Source organism: Maribacter sp. BPC-D8 (assembly GCF_035207705.1).
Lineage (GTDB): Bacteria > Bacteroidota > Bacteroidia > Flavobacteriales > Flavobacteriaceae > Maribacter.
In genome coordinates, this window is the sequence record NZ_CP128187.1 from 4,628,967 (window position 1) to 4,648,656 (window position 19,690).

Below are 19,690 nucleotides of genomic sequence, written 5' to 3' on the forward strand. Positions count from 1 at the left end.
AGATTAGAAAATTACTTCATTTTGAAGGGAAGTAAAGAACAAACATGTAAATATTGCTAAATACACATTTCCTGTAAAAATAGGAATTTTCATTGATTTAAGATGAAAGTGTGTGTATAGTAATATTGAAGATTATGATGCGAGATATGTAATCGCATTTTAAGTAGATCAAAAAGATGGCACAAGCCAATTCAATAGAACTAACTTAATATAACACAGATGAATTTTAAATTAAAAATTTTTATGGTTGTAATGTTGCTTGTCAACATTCAATTATTTGCACAAGACACCTATGATCTATCAGGTACGGTAGTAGATGCAAACAATGTACCAATACCTGGTGCAAATATCGTTGTAGCAAATACAACAAGAGGAACCCAAAGTGATTTTGACGGGAATTTTAGCATTCAAGTTACTAGTGGTGACATTCTACGTTTTTCTTATATAGGATATACTACTGAAACAGTAGCTATCGTTTCACAGAAAACAGTTAATGTTACTTTAAATGAAGACGCTAGTCAATTAGATGAAGTTGTAGTTGTTGGTTATGGTACGCAGAAAAAATCTACCGTTACTGGTTCAATTTCTAAAGTAACTAACGAAACACTAGACCAAATTGCGGTATCAAGGGTTGATGACGCTTTAATAGGTCAAGTTTCAGGTGTTAATATTCAAGCTACTAATGCTGAAGCGGGTGGTGCTCCTACTATTACTATTAGAGGTATTGGTTCAGTAACTGCTGATTCTGGTCCTGCATTAGTAATTGATGGGGTGGTTGTAAGTTCAGATTTCCTTGGTAATCTTGATATGAATGATGTAGAATCTTTTGAAGTATTAAAAGATGCTGCTTCTGCTGCCATTTATGGTAGTGAAGGTTCTAACGGTGTAATTTTAATTACTACTAAAAGTGGTAAAGTTGGTAAAACAAAATTTAGCTATCAAACGTATACTGGTATTAAAAGTGCACATGGTAGTGATGATTACAGAAAAAGTGTATCTGAATGGGCTAAAATAGAACAAGCTGCAACAGGTACTCTTTCAAATGAAACTCAGTATGCACAATTATTAGTGCAGGCTACGGGTGTTGATAGAGATTGGCAAGATGTTTTCTTCGACGGAGGTGCTATAACAAGTCATTCTTTATCTGCAAGAGGTGGTTCAGAAGATACTAAGTTTAGTACATCCTTAAGGTATCTTCATGATGAAGGTGTCGTAATTACCGATGACTATAAATTGTTCTCAGCTAATATGAAAGTAGATTCTAAAATTGGTGAAAGAGCAAAATTTGGAATTAGAGCTACACCTTCTTATACAAAACAAAGAAGATTACCAACTTCTATTCACAATCCTACGCGTCAATCTCCTTGGTTACCAATTTATCATACAGAAGAATCGCTTCAATTTATAAATAGAGATAACTATCCAGATGTTGGAGTAGGAGATTATTTCTACGAAAACCATCTTGTTGAATTAGATGTAAATGGAGATGGTAACGATAGCAGACCACGTACTTCTGGTGATTCTAACCCATACGCACAGTATGTAGAAAGAGAGCATTTTGAGTATAATACTAAATTATTCGGTTCTACATATTTAAGCTATGAGCTTTTAGATGGTCTTACGGCTAAAACATCATTAGGTGTTACTCTAGAGCAAAGAAAAAGAACCAGATATGATGGTGTATTAAATCATGCAAGTGGTAATTCTAGAGCTTCTTATTATTTAGCAAATAGATTCAAAACTAGAATTATTTCTGATAACACATTAAATTATAACAAAACATTTGGTGATGATCACGACTTAAGCTTGTTACTTGGTGCAACCATTCAGAAAAGAAAGTCTGAAGAAAGTATTACTACAGGTAGTGGTTTTTCAAATGATTTACTTAAAAACTTTCAAGGAGCTACTTTAGTTGATCTACCTACAGAAATTAATACTGAGCTTAAAAAGTTAGGTTACTTTGCAAGGGTTAATTACGCCTACAAAGGCAAATATTTATTAAACGCTTCTTTTAGACGAGATGGTAGTTCGGTATTTGGTATCGATTCTAAATGGGGTAACTTCCCTGCTGTATCGGTAGGTTGGAATGTTGCTAAAGAAAATTTCTTACTAAATAGCGACGTAGTTAATACTTTAAAATTCAGAGGGAGTTACGGTCTTACCGGGGCAGAGAATTTTAATGTAGGTGATGATATTGTCAACTCATGGCCTTATTTAGCATTGTTACAAAATTCTAATGCAATTGATGATGGTAGTATTGCTGCTGGTGTATCGCCACTAAATATTGCAAACACATTATTACAATGGGAAGCTTCGAAAGAATTTACTGTTGGTTTAGATTACGGCTTTTTCAATAATAGAATCTCTGGTTCTATTGATTATTATCAAAGAACGAGTGATGAATTACTGTTGAACAACCCAGTTTCTTACATATCTGGATTTAATAGTGGTATTGTGAATTTAGGTGAGGTGCAAAACAAAGGTATTGAACTTGAGTTGAGAACTAGAAATGTTTCTAATGAAAATTTCTCTTGGAATTCAACTTTTATCGCTTCTACGAATAAAAATGAATTATTAAGTTTTGGAGATTCTAACAATGCTTTGATAGAAGATGATTATGGTAGAAATTCTCAATGGATTAACAGAATTGGAGAGCCAATATCTTCTTTCTGGGGATACGTTGTAGATGAGGAAGCTTTTGATGAAACTTCTTTTAGAACAACATATGTTGACAGTCCTTGGAACAGAATTAATGGTCAATCTGATGATACGATTGTTAAAGATTTGAATGGAGATGGTTTAATAACTGAAGAAGACAAAACTATTTTAGGTAGTCCTTATCCAGATTTAGTTTACAGTTTTACCAATGAATTCAAATTCGGAAATGTTGATTTTTCATTTATGGTTCAAGGTAGCTTAGGTGCACAGGTAAATAATATTGGTGATCAATATTTCTACAACTGGTTCGGTAACAGAACAAGAAGTGGTGGAGAGTTAGAGGCAGTGGCTAATGGTTTGGTATCTGATGTTTCATTTATTCAAGAAAAGGTATTGACAAGTGATGTTATTGCAAGTGCAGATTACTTCTCTTTACGTAATGTAAATCTTGGTTATAATTTTTCAAATGATGTTGCAGAACGTATAGGGGTGAGTGGCTTAAGAGTTTATGCTACTGCTCAGAATCTGCTTTATATCACTGCAGATGATTACCATGGTTTCAATCCAGAACATATAGATGGTAGCAATCCAAGAGCTTATGGTTCTCAAAGGGCAGGTACGCCAATCTTTAGAACAATAACATTTGGTCTTAACGTTGACTTTTAATCTAAAAAAAAACAAACGATGAAACATATAAAATATATAATTTTTGCCGTAACAGTATCTGTTTTTGTTTCCTGCGATACTGAGGAATTTTTAAATCCATTACCAGATACGGCAGTTGCTGTAGACGGGTTCTTTCAATCTGATGCAGATGTATTGTCTGGAGTATATGGAATTTACGATGCCTTGCAAGGTGTAAATAGTAATACTGAATCTAATATTGGTGATTTCAATAGAGGCGTTCAATTTGAACACCTTTTAACTGAGCATCGTACAGATAATACAAGAAATGCAACACTTGAGGGTTCTAAAGCCGATTTTCACAGGTATGTTGTTAATGCTAATAATGTAGAATCTGAAGATTATTATGCTTCTATGTATGAAGTTATTTTCAGAGCTAACAACATCTTAGATTTTATTGATGTTGCAGATGCCGGTAATCAAGCAAGGTATACTGCTGAAGCTAAGTTTTTAAGAGCGTATGCATACTTTAAGCTAGTTAGAATGTTCGGTGCAGTGCCGTTGGTAACTTCAGTGGTAGGTCCTACAGATAACGAAGCACTTTTTACTAGAATACCAGAAGCTCAGGTTTATGATCAAATTATAGCCGATTTAGAAGAAGCCGTAACCGTTTTAGATAATTCATCTAAATCAAGAGCGTCAAAAGCTGCGGCTCAAGGAATCTTGGCGAAAGTTTATCTTTCTCTTGAATCTCCAGATTATAGTGCTGCACAACAATTATGTGAGTCAATTGTTAATAGTGGTAGTTTTAGTTTAGAAAGTAACTTTCATGATGTCTTTTATAGTGAGTTGAACGATGAAATTATTTTTGCAGTTCAATACCAAACTGGTAATAGTTCTGAAAGTCAAAGTTTTTCATCTGAATTTACTTCTTCAACTCGTGCGGGTTCAGAGGATGGACAAAACATTGTAAACGAAAATTTAGTTCTAGACTTTGCTGCCTATGGCGGTAATAGAACAGCTGAATCATATATTACATTTGGCACATCAAATGAAGTAATTAAGTTTTTACCTGAAGGGTCAGATATTACAACTACACCACCTTCTTATGGGTCAAGTGCTAGAGATGCTGGTAATGATTATATAGCATTACGTTATGCAGATGTTCTTTTAATGCATGTTGAGGCAATTATGGCAGGCGGTGCATCGACTACAAGTTCTGCTGCGATAGCTTCTTTTCAAGCGGTAAGAGATAGAGCTGGGTTAACAGCAACTGTTTCTACGATTACCAAAGAAGATTTGTTAGTTGAAAGAAGAGTAGAATTGGCTTTTGAGAATCAACGTTGGTTCGACTTACTTAGGTTCGGTGTAGCTGAATCTGTACTAAGTGCTCATTCTGCGGAGATGGGATATGTATTTGATGCAAGAAAATTATTATTGCCTATTCCAGCAAGAGAAATAAATATAAGCGGCGGACTATTAACACAAAACCCGGGATATTAAATTTTAAAAACTTTTAAACTATGAAAATTAAACAAAATATTTTCCGAAAAACAACCTTGTTGCTCTTTAGTGTAGTTGTTACAAGTTCTTTTGTTGGTTGTGTTGGTTCTGATACATTTAGAGATGATCTGCCAAATGCAAACTCTAAGGTAGATACTATATTTCCAGAAGCAAATTTTGATTATACGGCGGATCAAACAGATTTTACGGTAATTAATTTTACGGATCTTTCTACTGAAGCAGCTTCTTATGCTTGGGATTTTGGTGGTGGAGCCACTTCAACAGATCGTGACCCATCATTTCAGTTTCCAGGTGAAGGTACATTTCCGGTTACATTAATTTCTAGTGATGGTAATGGCGAGACTTCAACGATTACTTTAGATGTTGTAGTTGTAGATGAATTAGTGGCAGCTTTTCAATGCCCAGATTTCTTATGTGATCCAAGAACGCCTTGGGCTGGCGAAGATAGAGGAACTACAAGTTCTTACTCTGCTAGTTCTTCACCTACACCGCCAGAAGATAATGGAGCAGCTAAATTAAGTAGTAGTTCTAATTTTCTTGATCAAAGTATTCGTGTGGTTGCTGGTGCAACATATGAAGTAACTTTTTGGTATGTAAGTAAAACAACCGGTAGTTCTGCTGGTACGCTTTTAATTGAAGATGCTGATACTCAAGCTGTTTTTCTTAATCAAGAAATTCCGTTAACTGATCAAGCTTCGGCTTACGTTCAAACATCATTCTCTTTTACAACTGGTGATGATACCGAGAACATGAGATTTAATATTGAATATGCAGGAACAGAATGTAGGTTCTCTAAAATTAGTATTGATAGACTGAATTAATGAAAATTCTTGAAAGGGTAATTTAAAAATGCCACTACAGTTTATGGTAGTTTCATTTTTAAATTACACTTCAAGACATCATGTATATTCTTAAACAGAAATTTAAATTATTTGAATTGTTTAAGAAGCATCTAACAAAAAATAAAAAATATAATATTATGAGTTTAATAAAAAAAGGAATAAGTGCCCTTTTGATAACTGGTCTGATCATGTCATGTGATGAAGATGGTTATGAGCCAATTGAGCCAGTGGATTCTTCTGGTGGTTCTATTGGAAGCGTATTTTCAAGTTTTGATGTATCAGCTAGTGGAGATGGTACCATTGTTACCGTAACACCATTAACGGTTGGCGTAGATTCATACGTAATTGATTTTGGCGATGGTAGTACTGCCTTAACAGCATTGCAAGGAGAATCGGCTACATATGATTATTCTAATGTTGAAGCATCAGCAGACTATACCATAACGGTTACAACAAAGGCAGCTGGTCAAACAGATTTAAGAAAATCAGAAGATATCACAGTAGAGCATACAGTACAGTCTATTGACAATGCTCCGTCTTCACCAGAGGTGAAAAGATATAATTTGTTAAATATATTTACTGACGCAGGTTCTGTAGGTTCAGCAGGTACTGGCGGCAAAGCAGTTGTTTTGGAATCAGGAAACAATTTAGCAGAGTTTTCAAGATTACATAGTGATACAGGAGTTTTCGCATTGAGTGATGAAGTTGTTGCGGCAGATGCTTTTTATAGCGGTGTTGGTTCTAACGATATTCATTTTGATGTGTATTCTGAATTTGCATCTGGTATCGATAAATTAAAAATCACTTTGGTAGATAGTACAAATGGTACTAGTCATGTTATTGATGATATAGATTTGACTGATGGCGAGTGGACTGGTCTTGATTTTGATTTGGCTACAGATTTTTCAACACCTGTTACTCAATTCAAAACTATACTATTCGAATTAGGTTCTACAGGTAATGCAAATGATCATGCTACAATAACTGTAGATAATATTTACATGTCAAGAATGACAGGGTCAAGCATTTTGAATGGTGATTTTGAAGATGGTCAAGATTTCTGGAAATGGTCAACGTTTACAGATGGTGAAACAAACCCATTTGGTTCTAGTTCTGATGGTTCTAATCAAGATTATGATGGTGTTGATACTGGTAGTAAGACAAGAGGTGCTAAATGGTCTTCAAGTCAATCAGGTGGAGAATTTGGATCTTCTAGTTCAAGGTATGCATACCAAGAGTTAAATCTAGTACCTGGTGCAGATTATATTTTAGAATATCAATATGCTATTAAAGATGATAGCGGAACAGATCCTATCGGAGGAAGAAAAATAGTTGGTTTAATTTTAGATGGTCAGTATGATGATGGGGCAAATGCCGTAGATAATCTTGGTGATAATTTAGGATTTAACGAAGGTTTTGTAGCTGAAGGTAAATTCTCTGATACTACAGATGGTGCTGGTACTTTGGTACAAATTCCATTTACTGCTAATGATAGTGGTGAAGTAGCTATAATGTTTTATGCAGTTACTCCTAAAGACGCATTTATAGATAATGTGAAGGTTCGTTCAGTGAATCCATAATTTGTAATTTATGCAAAACACCCGAAAAGGAATATTGGTATTTGTAGTATTACTATTTCTATCTGTAAACGCTACTTCTCAAAGTCAGAAAAGTAGCGTTTCAGAATCGGATGTAAATATCAAAAAATCTAAGAAAAGGAAAAAGAAGATTAAGCTTCCAGAAATTGATTTAAGTAACTGGAAGGTTACAATACCAGAAGGTAGTGGTAAAGGAGGGGCAATTAGTGTAGCGCCACCAGAAATTTTGAATTATGCTACAAATGAGATGTTGAAACCTTATATGTATAATGATTCTATAAAGGGGGCAATTACTTTTTACGCGTATCCTACATTGGCAACTACGGCTAACACCAAATATTCTAGATCAGAACTTAGAGAACAAATGGTGCCTGGTGATGATAATGTCAATTGGACATTTAAGCAAGGTGGTACTTTAAAAGCAAAACTTTCTGTTGATGAGGTTTCTCGAGATAAGAATGGAAAACATCATAAAGTAATTATTTTACAAATACATGGTCGATTGACCAATGATCAAAAAGATTTAATTAAACAAAAAGACAATAATGCACCGCCGGTATTAAAAATATATTGGCAGAACGGTAAAATTAGGGTCAAAACAAAAAAACTAAAATATGCCGATGTAAATGCTATTGGCATATTGCATGAAGAAGCTTGGACAGATGATGAGGGCTTTAATTTTGAAGAGGAAGTAGGCTTTGGTAAGTTTCAAATTGAAGTAAAAGTAACCGATGGTAAAATGGTGGTCTCATTAAACAAAACAGAATTCGCCGTCTACGATGATTTCAATATGAAAAGATGGGGAGTATTTGAAAATTATTTTAAGGCAGGTAATTATTTTCAAAGCAGAGATGAAGGTTCGTTTGCTAAAGTCAGTTTTTATGAACTTGAAGTGAAGCATTAATAAGAATTATATGATTATAAATAATAGTTTACGTTTTTGTAAATCAACGATAGCAAATTGTTTTTTTGCCATTGTAGTGGCGTTTGCCGTTTTAAGTTGTAGTAATGATGCAGAAATAGCGGAAGAGGAGATTGTTCAGGAAGAAGAAGTGGCTGAAGAAGAAATAGAAGAAGCTCCTGAGCCAGAGGAAGAAGTAGTTGTTGAAGAAGAACAGGTAGAGGGCGTTGACTTTTTTTTACCAAATATAGATTTGAGTAATTGGAAAGTAACCTTGCCAATTGGTAGTCCTGATGAGGTAGCGCCACCAGAGATTATAGATTATGCTACAGATGAAAGATTATTACCGTATATGTATAATGATTCTACAGATGGCTCATTAGTATTTTATACATCACCAGGTTCGTCTACGGCTAATTCATCTTATTCTAGAACAGAATTAAGAGAGCAAATGGTGCCAGGTAGTAATAGTACTAATTGGACATTTACAGAAGGTGGTCGAATGAAGGGTACTTTATCAGTGCCGGAAATTACTACAGATACTGGAGGTGATTTTCATAGAACGTTGGTCATGCAAATTCACGGTAGATTAACAAATGACCAAAGAGATTTAATAGGGGAAGATGATAATAATGCTCCTCCTATGTTGAAAATTTATTGGCAGAAAGGAAAAGTAAGAGTACTTACTAAAAAGCTTAAGGACCTTAATGCTACAGACGAAGAGATTTTGCATACAGATGCTTGGGAAGATAATGAAGGGCATACTTTCTCAGAGAATATAGGCACTAATACATTTACTCTAGAGATTATAGCCTCAGATGGTAGGTTGGAGGTGATTTTAAATGAAACCGATTCCGTTGTTTATGAAGATATTCATATGGAAAAGTGGAGCGTTTTTGAAAACTATTTTAAAGCGGGTAACTATTTGCAAACCCTAGATGCTGGTGCATTTGCCAAAGTTAAATATTACGAATTAGAAGTCACGCATGAGTGATATACGATAAATATACCTAGTATAAATAAGAAAGTTGTTTGAGTTAGATTTGTTGAAATGAGTTTGCCAGTCTTTTTTTAAGGCTGGTAAATTTCATTAGAATTCACTGTTTTGAAATATGTAATTATCGTTGAAAATAAAACTTCATATTTTAGCAAGTTGATATTACGATTTTAGGTGAACGAATTTGGTAATCATTTTTCCTTTAAAGCAAGATATATATGAAATTAGAAATCCTCACAAGGACTGAAAATCAGGAAATACAAAATGAGATTATAGTACAGCTTAGAGATTTAATGAATAATAAAAATCTTGAGCCTGGTGATAAATTACCATCAGAAAGAATGCTATCAGATAAATTTGAAGTAAGTCGAAGTAATGTTCGAGAAGCAATTCAAAAATTAGAATTTTATGGAATTTTAATTTCAAAACCTCAAAGTGGAACTTTTGTAGCAGATATAGGTCAGATTGCCATGAACGGTATGGTGAATGATATTCTTCGTCTAGAAGAACCTGATTTTAAATCTTTAGTAGAAACGAGAATTCTTTTAGAGCTTAAAACCGTAAGGCTTGCTGCTAGAAGAAGAACCGATGAAGATTTGAAACAATTGAAAAATGCCTTAGATGCTTATAGGGCTAAAGTAGAAAAAGGAGAAGATGCTGTACAGGAAGATTTATTATTTCATTTGGCAATAGCCAAAGCTAGTGGGAATAGTACAATGAATACTTTTATGTTGATTATTACCCCCGAAATTCTTACAAATTTTGAGAAGTACCATGTATGTGATAAAAATATGGCATTTAAGGGTGTAGAAGAACATCAAGATGTTTTTGATGCTATTAAAGAGCAGAATCCGCAATTGGCAAAAGCAAAAATGAAAGTGCATTTTAAGAACCTATACCAATTCTGTTATAATATTTAGAAGTATAAATCAAATAGTTATTGCCGACTAAATTTCGAAATCATTTTAATAATAACCTACCTAAAGAATAAGTAAAATGAGTAATTCAGCCAAGCTATCAATTTGGAAAAAAATATTGGCATTAGTGTTGGCATTTGGTCCTGGAATATTCGCTATTGGTTATACTATTGGTACTGGTAGTGTTACGTCAATGATTGTAGCGGGTAGTACTTATGGTATGCAACTTTTATGGGTATTACTTTTAAGTTGTATTTTTTCAGGTTTGCTAATGTATGCTTACGGTAATTTCGCTTTAGTAACTGGTGAAACTGCACTTTATGCTTTTAAAAAACATTTGAAGTGGGGTAAGTTAATAGCTATTCTTATAATTCTTGGTATTTCTTTTGGTCAGTGGAATTCATTAATGGGTATTCTTGGTATTTCAGCCAATGTCATCTATGAAATATTTTTAATTTACTTCCCTAGTTTGGTAGATTTCAAATATGAGTCCGTTTTAATAATAGCAATAACTGTTATTGTAATTTTTTACGGATTATTAATGGTAGGTAAGTATGCTTTTTTTGAAAAGATATTGGTCATTTTTGTAACCATAATGGGGCTTTCATTCATAATTTCCTTGTTTATGGTGTACCCATTACCTGTAGAAGTTGTAAAAGGGTTAGTGCCAACAATACCAAAAGTTGAAGGAGGTCAGATGATGGTTGCTGCTTTTGTAGGTACGACCATGGCGGCGGCTACTTTTCTTTCAAGACCACTTTTTGTAAAGGGAAAAGGTTGGACTATAAAAAATCGCTCGCAACAAAAGAAAGATGCAATAATTGCAGCTTCACTTGTATTTTTTATTAGTGCATCTGTAATGGCTGTAGCCTGTGGGGCTTTATTTCATCAAGGGAAACCGGTAACTCAAGTATTGGATATGGTGAATACATTAGAACCCGTTGCTGGTAAATTCGCTCTTACACTTTTCTTTTTTGGTACATTAAGTGCTGGCTTATCATCAATTTTTCCATGTCTACTAATTGCTCCAATATTATTGGCAGATTATCAATCTGGGGAGTTAGATACTAGTTCAAAGCAATTTAGAATAATTACAGCAATAGCCTCATTATTTGCGTTGATCGTTCCTGTTTATGGAGCTAATCCTATTCAAATGCAAATACTATCTCAAGTGTTTAATGTGTTTGTTTTGCCATTGGTGATACTAGGGATAATTCTTCTTATAAATAACAAGAAATTAATGACCAAGTATAAGGCGGGGGTATGGCTTAATTTAGGGCTCTTTGCTGCACTTTTCTTTTCTTGCGTAATTTCTTATAATGGCGTTGTAGCACTGCTAGATTATTTCTAGTTCAAAACAATTTTATAGTATCGCTTCTAATTAAAATAGGATAAGTAGTATCTTTGTTGACTTGTTTAAAGTTTTAACGGGATATTAGCTCAGTTGGTTTAGAGCGCTGCCTTGACAGGGCAGAGGTCACCGGTTCGAATCCAGTATATCCCACTAAAAAATATTGAATATTTTAAATCAAATCTAAAACCCGTTCTAAAGCCATTCCTCTAGATCCTTTAATCAATATAGAAGATTTAGACTGCAATGAATTTTCACTGAGGTAAGATTTCAATTCTTCAAAACTTTTTAGTCTAACAGCATTAGAGTTAGTAGAGTAAAAATTCTCTCCAACCAATAGCACTTGTTTAAAATTTAAACTCGTTGCTAAATCTGAAATATTTTGATGTTCTTCTTTTGCAGAATCTCCTAATTCGAACATGTCGCCTAGAATCAAAACTTTCTGGTCTTTTTTTAACGAATTAAAATTTTCTAATGCCACTTTCATGCTCGAAGGGTTGGCATTATAAGCATCGAGAATAATATAGTGTCCGTTATTATGTAATATCTGAGATCTATTATTGTCAGGAGTATATTCTTTAAGGGCCTTTTTTATTTCGCTTAACTCAACATTAAAATATTTTGCCATAATAATTGCTGCACAGCAGTTCGGAAAATTATAGGCTCCAATTAAATTCGTTTCTATATTAATGTTTTCTACAATTAGATTAACAAAGGGTTGAGCCTCTAGTAATTTAATAGTATAGTATTTGGAATCATCTGAACTAAAACCGAATTTTTTAGTGTAGGTGCTTAGTTTGTCTTTTTGAATTGGATCGTCGGCATTTAAGAAAATCGATCTTTTGTGGGAAATCAGGTAATCATATAATTCGCTTTTTCCTTTTTTAACACCTTCAATTCCCCCAAAGCCTTCTAAGTGTGCCTTTCCAAAATTTGTGATATAGCCAAAATCTGGCTCTGCAATTTCACATAAAAACTCAATTTCCTTTAGGTGATTAGCACCCATTTCAACTATGGCAATTTCAGTATCAGGTTGAATGGTTAATAAAGTTAATGGCACACCAATATGATTGTTAAGGTTTCCTTTGGTTGCTATTGTTCTATATGTTTTGCGAAGTACAGCGTTAATTAATTCTTTGGTAGTTGTTTTGCCATTACTGCCCGTTAGACTTATAATCTGCGCTTTAGATTGTCTTCTATGAAAATTTGCTAGTTGTTGTAGTGTTGTTAAAACATCTTCTACGAGTATTGTTCTGTCATCAACAAGATATTTCTCTTCATCAATGATAACAAGAGCAGCTCCGTTTTCTAAAGCTCTTTGAGCATAAGTGTTACCATTAAAGTTGTCTCCTTTTAGTGCAAAGAAAATATCGTTTTCTTTAATTTTTCTGGTATCAGTACTGATATAAGGGTTCGCTAGAAAAGCGGTATGTAAATCTTGAATTTTCATAAAATCGAAGATAAAAAAAAGCCCCTTAAGAAAGGAGCTTTTTTTAGTTTGTAAAAGGGAAAATTATTTAGCTTTTTTTCCTCTAACTGTTTTGTTTTTTGTTTTTGATTTAGAACCAACTCTAGACATTGCACATCTGAAACCAATATTATCAGTAGCCATGTATTGTGGTAAGTATCTTCTTTGTGCTGGATCTAACCAGTATGCTCTATCTCTCCAAGAACCACCTTTGTATACTCTAACTTCATCATTAATTAATGTAGTTCTGTTGTTTGAAGCATCATAGCCTTTAACAAGGTTTCCTAATGAATCTCTTTCAACAGAATGCTTAGGAGAGTTGTACATTTTCTTGTTTGGATCTTCTTCTTCACCGTCATTAAATCTGTCGTAAAATCTTGAAGAGCCAGAATCACCATCTCTATAACCTCTATTATCACTAGAAGAGAAGTTTGTTCTTAAATATGTTTCTTCCTCATCAACAGGTACCATTTTAATTTCACCTGGTAAGTTTACTGCAACTACTTTTCCATTCGGTAAAGTGTCATAAACAATAGAATCTCTTAATATTTTAACTTTACCATCTTCGCCAATAGCGCTTTTCATGTAAATGTTACCTCTGTAGTAGTTAAAATCACTTACTTCATCATCAACTATTGGTCGGTAAACATCAGCTGTCCATTCGGCAACATTACCAGCCATATCATAAAGACCTAAATCGTTAGGCTTATAAGACATTACTTGTGCAGTAATATCGGCGCCATCATCAGACCATCCAGCGATTCCGCCATAATCACCTTTACCTTGTTTGAAGTTGGCTAATTGATCACCTCTACCTACACGTTGTCCGTTACGAGTGTAATCACCTTCCCAAGGATATTTTTTTCTACCTCTATAGTTATTGTATTCTCTCTGTCCAACTTGAGCCTGAGCAGCATATTCCCATTCAGTTTCAGTAGGTAGTCTATATTCTGGCATAATAACACCACTACTCCTTTTCGCGAAAGTAGATGTACTATCTTTTTTCATTTTTCCTTGAAGCGAATCAATTTGACCGTTATAAACAGATTCTGGTCTGTTTAAGTAAGCTTCAGTACTAAAGGTTCCTTGAACTTCACCTGTGGCTGCTTGGTATTTCGCATCCTCAGATAAGTAACCTTCTCTTTCTAACATTACTTCGTTTACACGGTCGGTTCTCCATTCTGCAAATTGTGTAGCCTGAATCCAGTTTACACCTACCACTGGGTATTCTGCATATGCTGGGTGTCTCAGGTAATTATTTGTCATTGTTTCGTTGAAGCCTAATCTATTTCTCCATACCAAAGTATCTGGCAATGCACCTACATATATGTTAGTGTATTTCGGATTTTCTGGAGGATAAACACTTTTTAGATAATCAAGGTATTCTAAGTACATTACATTAGTTACCTCAGTTTCGTCCATATAAAAAGACTGAACATGTTGCGAGGTAGGAGTATTATTCCAGTCATGCATCACGTCATCTTGTACTTTACCTTTCGTAAATGTACCACCTTCAACAAATACTAATCCAGGAGCAGTTTCTTGCTCTTTAAAATCGGTATTGTATTGAAAACCACCTTCTTTGGCATTTATCTTCCAACCTGTAGCTCTAGACGTATTTTTTCCAGATGAGGATTTAGAACAGCTACTTACTGTAAAACCTCCTACTAATACAGTGCATGAGAGTACAACTTTTATTAAATGTTTCTTCATAATTAGGACTTGAGTTCAATTTACATATACTATAGTAGTTTGGTAGCTACAGAATATGATACTATAATTTCTTTTAATTTGTTTGTCACTTTCGCTCAATAGAACGGTGTTTTTATGAGATTATTTTACAATTAAAAATAATTTTAAAAATCTCATGACGAACTGTCAATAAATTTAGGCTCGCTTTAATAGGTAAACGCTTAAAACAACTAATTAGTATGGTTTAAAATATTTCTTTTTGAAAGAATATATGGTAGATAAATATTGAACATAACTATACTGTAAAATGTGTCGTTCTAAATTGAGAAAAGAAATTCTGCTAAAAAACTTAATATTCATGCAAGATAACGGGAAAATGTGCGTTTACATGTAAAATATTAGAGTGTGGAATAGGGTATACACTATATTTCACCTTTAAAAATTTAAAGAACTATTCTAAAATGAGAAAAATTTCAATAATTTTCTTTGTATTGATTGTCGGTAATGTCTTTGCTCAAGACGATCAACGCGTAATAACTACGGCAGTGCCATTTTTGACTATTGCCGCAGATGCAAGATCTGCTGGTATGGGAGATATGGGTGTTGCAACTTCGACAGATGCTTTTTCTCAACAATGGAATCCTGCTAAATTCGCTTTCGCAGAACGTAAAATGGGGATAGGAGTTAGTTATACTCCTTATTTAGAAAGTATTATTACCGATATTTCATTATTGAATGCTAGTTTTTATAATAAACTAGATGACCAAAGTGCGTTTGCCTTAAGTTTGAGGTATTTCACATTGGGTGAGATAGAATTAAGGCAATTTGCAAATGATCCAGGTACAATAGCGAAGCCAAATGAATTGGCCTTAGATGGTTCGTATTCTTTAAAGTTGAGTCCGACTTTCTCAATGGCAGTTGGTGGTAGATATATTAGGTCAAACCTAAAATTACCACAAAATGGAACCGAAGATTCTCAAGCTGCAAGTTCTTTTGCAGTTGATGTAGCTGGTTATTACAGGTCTGACGAAATTGCTTATAGTAATTTTGATGGTAGATGGAGAGCTGGTTTCAATCTTTCTAATATTGGAGGTAAAATTCAGTATGATGCAGGTGGACAAGAAAATTTCTTACCAAGTAAGTTAAGTTTCGGTGGTGGTTTTGATTTTATTTTGGATCAAGATAATGTTATTGGTATAACAACAGAATTCACGAAACTATTAGTGCCAACACCTCAAGATTATGATAATGATGGCGATGTTGATGCCGCAGATAACGATATTTACCAGAACGAAAGTGGATTCAGTGGTATTTTCAATTCATTCTCTGATGCACCAGATGGTTTTAGTGAAGAATTGAAAGAGTTTACTTGGGCGTTAGGAGCAGAGTATACGTATCAAGATGCTTTTATGCTTAGAACAGGTTATTTCAACGAAAGTGAAGAAAAAGGTTCAAGAAAGTTTTTTACACTTGGTGCAGGTTTTAAATTTAAAGCGGCACAAGTAGATTTATCTTATTTATTCTCAACTTCACAAGTAAGAAACCCATTAGAGAATACGCTACGTTTTTCTCTTACATTCAATTTGGGTGAAGAGTTTTATAATGATTAATTCATATAGATATTTATAAAAAAAACCTGCTTTATGCAGGTTTTTTTATGCGTTAACTTTTTATTCTTATTTATTATTGGGGTCAAGTATATATTTGTAGATTGAAAAATAAAATTAAAAAATGATCAACCAAAAAAAGATAAGCTTTGATATTACGGTGTACGATTCGTTAACTGATCTTGAAAATGATGACCAAAATCTAATGTCATTAGCTGTGAAAGCCAGGCAAAGAGCTTACGCACCTTATTCAAGTTTTAATGTTGGAGCTTCGGTTTTATTGGAAAACGGTGAAATTATAGAAGGTAATAATCAAGAAAATGCATCATATCCATCTGGGTTATGTGCAGAACGGGTGGCTGTTTTTTATGCGGGAGCAAAGTATCCAGGCGTGAAAATAAAAGCGATTGCAATAACGGCGGCATCCTTAAATCATGAAGTAAGTGAGCCAGCTGCGCCGTGTGGTAATTGTAGACAGGCTATTTCTGAATATGAATTTAGACAACAAGAACCTATAAGAATTCTATTAATGGGTGAAACGGGTAATGTTATAGAATGCAATTCTTTAGCGGATTTATTGCCGCTAGGCTTTAATAGTAGTTTTCTTAATTAAGAAAACTTGCAAAAAGGATTGTAAATAAACACGTTATATACTTTATTTGTTAAGCATATAATTTCTGAATGGATTTGCTTCTATTATTTTTATCGATTCATTTATATGTGTATTTTTGCTCTTTTGAGATACCTAGGTCATTCTGCCTTTGTAATCAATAAAGAATTTTAAACCTTTACTTAAAATTGATGAAAAAAATCACCAAGGAAACGTATTTAAAGTGGTATGCAGACATGCTATTTTGGAGAAAATTTGAGGATAAATTAGCTGCTGTTTACATTCAGCAAAAGGTAAGAGGATTTTTGCATTTGTATAATGGGCAAGAAGCTGTTTTGGCTGGTGCACTTCATGCAATGGATCTTTCTAAAGACCGTATGATAACTGCTTATAGAAATCACGTTCAGCCAATTGGTATGGGTGTAGATCCTAAAATGGTTATGGCTGAGTTGTTCGGTAAAGTTACCGGTACCTCAAAGGGTATGGGCGGTTCAATGCATATTTTTTCAAAAGAACATCGTTTTCATGGCGGTCATGGTATCGTTGGGGGTCAAATTCCATTAGGTGCAGGTATGGCTTTTGGCGATAAGTATGCAGGTAGAGATAATGTTACCTTATGTTATATGGGTGATGGTGCTGTAAGGCAAGGATCTTTGCATGAAACTTTTAACTTGGCTATGTTATGGCAGTTGCCTGTTGTCTTTATTTGCGAGAATAATGGCTATGCAATGGGAACTTCTGTAGCGAGAACATCTTTTTCTACAGAAATATGGAAATTAGGTTTAGGTTATGAAATGCCTTGTGGACCTGTTGATGGTATGAATCCTGTAACGGTTGCTCAAGAAATGAGTAAGGCTATAGAAAGAGCACGTAGTGGTGGCGGACCAACTTTTCTTGAAATGAAGACCTATAGATATAGAGGTCATTCAATGTCAGATGCACAGCATTATAGAACTAAAGATGAAGTTGAAGAGTATAAGAAAATAGATCCGATTACACAGGTGTTGGATATTATCAAAGAAAACAATTACGCAACTGACGCTGAAATCAAAGATATTGACAAGAATGTCAAGGTCATGGTTAAGGAATGTGAAAAATTCGCAGAAGAATCAGATTATCCACCTCTAAACCAATTGTATGATATGGTTTACGAGCAAGAGGATTTTCCATTTGTTGAACATAAATTTTAATTAGATGGCTATAGTAGTAAATATGCCCCGTTTAAGCGATACCATGGAAGAGGGTACCGTAGCTAAATGGTTGAAAAGCGTTGGAGATAAAATTGAAGAAGGAGATATATTAGCCGAAATCGAAACAGATAAGGCGACAATGGAATTCGAATCATTTAATGAAGGAACGCTATTGTATATTGGTATTCAAGAAGGTGATGCTGCACCAGTAGATAGTCTTTTGGCTATTATTGGTGATGAAGGTGAAGATGTTTCTGCTTTAATAAAAGGTGGTAACTCAGCAGCTTCAACAGTGGAGTCGTCTGAGGAGAGTCCTGTTGCTGAAGATGCTTCGGAAGTTGAAGAAGCGCAAGGCGGTGGTGAAATTCCTGAAGGAGTTGAAATCATAAAAATGCCTCGTTTAAGTGATACCATGGAAGAAGGTACTGTGGCGACATGGTTAAAGAAAGTAGGAGATGATGTTGAGGAAGGTGACATATTAGCAGAGATCGAAACCGATAAGGCTACTATGGAATTCGAGTCTTTCTATAATGGTAAGTTATTATATGTAGGTATACAAGAAGGAGAATCTTCTCCTGTAGATGCTGTCTTGGCAGTTATTGGACCAGAAGGTACCGATGTAGATGCTGTTTTAAGTAGTGGGTCTGGTAGTAGTAAGAAAAGTGCTGCAACAGAAACAAAAAAAGAAGCGCCGAAATCTTCAGATTCATCTGATAGTAAAGAAGTTTCTAAGCCAGTTGCAGATGGAGCGAGAATTTTCGCATCTCCTTTAGCTAAGAAAATAGCTGCAGATAAAGGTGTTGATCTAGCTAATGTTTCAGGTTCTGGTGATAACGGTAGAATTACTAAGAAAGATATCGAGAACTATACGCCAAGTAAAACGGCTGCACCAGTTGCTGCCTCAAGTGCAAAGGCAGATAATGCAATTTCGGCTCAACCAGTTTCAATGGCACTGCCATCTGGTGAAGAGGGTACAGAAGAAGTTAAGAATTCTAATATGCGTAAGGCAATTGCCAAAGCATTGGGTAATTCTAAATTTAACGCGCCACATTTCTATTTAACTATTGAGGTTGATATGGATAATGCTAAAGCGTCTCGTGCTCAAATCAATAGTTTGCCAGATACCAAAGTGTCATTTAATGATATGGTTTTAAAGGCTTGTGCAATGGCACTTAGAAAGCATCCACAAGTTAATACTTCATGGAGTGCAGAGGCTACTAAATATCATAAGCATATTCATATGGGTGTTGCTGTAGCTGTTGATGAAGGTTTAGTTGTACCGGTTGTAAAACATGCAGACTTATTGGGTTTAACACAAATAGGTAGCGCTGTTAAAGATTTAGCGGGTAAAGCACGTAACAAGAAAATTGCCCCTTCAGAGATGGAAGGTAGCACGTTTACGGTATCAAATTTAGGAATGTTCGGTATACTTGAGTTTACAAGTATTATCAATCAGCCAAACTCAGCTATACTTTCTGTTGGTGCAATTGTTGAAAAACCAGTTGTTAAAAACGGAGAAATAGTTGTAGGTAATACAATGAAGTTAACACTTGCTTGTGATCACAGAACTGTTGATGGTGCTGTAGGAGCTCAGTTCCTTCAGACATTAAGATATTTTGTAGAGAATCCGGTTACTATGTTAGCATAGAAAATAGATTCTAAAATAGAATTGCTAAAGCATCCTTTCATCGGGATGCTTTTTTTTTATCTT

Annotated in this window: 14 protein-coding genes and 1 tRNA gene; 13 read left to right on the forward strand and 2 right to left on the reverse strand. The window is 34.5% G+C overall.

Features of this window, described 5'->3' with window-relative positions:
• Positions 1-219: 219 nt before the first annotated feature.
• From QSV08_RS20135 to QSV08_RS20175, 9 genes are all read left to right on the forward strand, one after another.
• Complete coding sequence (locus tag QSV08_RS20135; protein WP_324025479.1) at positions 220-3,324, forward strand: SusC/RagA family TonB-linked outer membrane protein; 3,105 nt, start codon at positions 220-222, stop codon at positions 3,322-3,324.
• 18 nt (positions 3,325-3,342) lie between these two features.
• Positions 3,343-4,785, forward strand: a complete 1,443-nt coding sequence (locus tag QSV08_RS20140) for a RagB/SusD family nutrient uptake outer membrane protein (RefSeq protein ID WP_324025480.1) — start codon at positions 3,343-3,345, stop codon at positions 4,783-4,785.
• A gap of 20 nt (positions 4,786-4,805) precedes the next feature.
• The gene (locus tag QSV08_RS20145; protein WP_324025481.1) at positions 4,806-5,627 is read left to right on the forward strand and encodes a PKD domain-containing protein; all 822 of its coding nucleotides are present in this window, start codon (positions 4,806-4,808) and stop codon (positions 5,625-5,627) included.
• A gap of 158 nt (positions 5,628-5,785) precedes the next feature.
• Positions 5,786-7,228, forward strand: coding sequence for a hypothetical protein (locus tag QSV08_RS20150; RefSeq protein ID WP_324025482.1), 1,443 nt, complete (start codon positions 5,786-5,788; stop codon positions 7,226-7,228).
• 10 nt (positions 7,229-7,238) lie between these two features.
• Positions 7,239-8,150, forward strand: a complete 912-nt coding sequence (locus QSV08_RS20155; protein ID WP_324025483.1) for a polysaccharide lyase family 7 protein — start codon at positions 7,239-7,241, stop codon at positions 8,148-8,150.
• 10 nt (positions 8,151-8,160) lie between these two features.
• Positions 8,161-9,141, forward strand: a complete 981-nt coding sequence (locus tag QSV08_RS20160; protein ID WP_324025484.1) for a polysaccharide lyase family 7 protein — start codon at positions 8,161-8,163, stop codon at positions 9,139-9,141.
• 221 nt (positions 9,142-9,362) lie between these two features.
• Positions 9,363-10,064 carry a FadR/GntR family transcriptional regulator gene (locus tag QSV08_RS20165; protein WP_324025485.1) on the forward strand — a complete coding sequence of 234 codons (702 nt, stop codon included), beginning with the start codon at positions 9,363-9,365 and terminating at the stop codon, positions 10,062-10,064.
• 76 nt (positions 10,065-10,140) lie between these two features.
• A complete protein-coding gene (locus QSV08_RS20170) occupies positions 10,141-11,412 on the forward strand; it encodes an Nramp family divalent metal transporter (RefSeq protein ID WP_324025486.1) in 1,272 nt (423 codons plus the stop codon).
• A gap of 78 nt (positions 11,413-11,490) precedes the next feature.
• Positions 11,491-11,565, forward strand: a tRNA-Val gene (locus QSV08_RS20175).
• A gap of 19 nt (positions 11,566-11,584) precedes the next feature.
• On the opposite strand, the gene QSV08_RS20180 is transcribed toward QSV08_RS20175, so the two are convergent.
• Positions 11,585-12,862, reverse strand: a complete 1,278-nt coding sequence (locus tag QSV08_RS20180; protein WP_324025487.1) for a UDP-N-acetylmuramoyl-tripeptide--D-alanyl-D-alanine ligase — start codon at positions 12,860-12,862, stop codon at positions 11,585-11,587.
• A gap of 63 nt (positions 12,863-12,925) precedes the next feature.
• Positions 12,926-14,593: a gliding motility lipoprotein GldJ gene (gldJ, locus tag QSV08_RS20185; protein WP_324025488.1), complete on the reverse strand. Its 1,668-nt coding sequence runs from the start codon at positions 14,591-14,593 to the stop codon at positions 12,926-12,928.
• Between the two features lie 440 nt (positions 14,594-15,033).
• Between gldJ and porV the strand changes: the two genes are divergently transcribed.
• The 4 genes from porV to QSV08_RS20205 all read left to right on the forward strand — a co-directional run bounded on the left by porV (position 15,034) and on the right by QSV08_RS20205 (position 19,627).
• Positions 15,034-16,182 (forward strand): type IX secretion system outer membrane channel protein PorV, encoded by a 1,149-nt coding sequence (gene porV, locus QSV08_RS20190; RefSeq protein WP_324025489.1) that lies wholly within the window; start codon positions 15,034-15,036, stop codon positions 16,180-16,182.
• A 121-nt stretch (positions 16,183-16,303) separates the two neighbouring features.
• On the forward strand, positions 16,304-16,792 hold the full coding sequence (cdd, locus tag QSV08_RS20195; protein WP_416382035.1) for a cytidine deaminase: 489 nt from the start codon (positions 16,304-16,306) through the stop codon (positions 16,790-16,792).
• A 188-nt stretch (positions 16,793-16,980) separates the two neighbouring features.
• Positions 16,981-17,979, forward strand: coding sequence for a pyruvate dehydrogenase (acetyl-transferring) E1 component subunit alpha (gene pdhA, locus QSV08_RS20200; RefSeq protein ID WP_324025490.1), 999 nt, complete (start codon positions 16,981-16,983; stop codon positions 17,977-17,979).
• A 4-nt stretch (positions 17,980-17,983) separates the two neighbouring features.
• Positions 17,984-19,627, forward strand: a complete 1,644-nt coding sequence (locus tag QSV08_RS20205; protein ID WP_324025491.1) for a pyruvate dehydrogenase complex dihydrolipoamide acetyltransferase — start codon at positions 17,984-17,986, stop codon at positions 19,625-19,627.
• Positions 19,628-19,690: the final 63 nt, after the last annotated feature.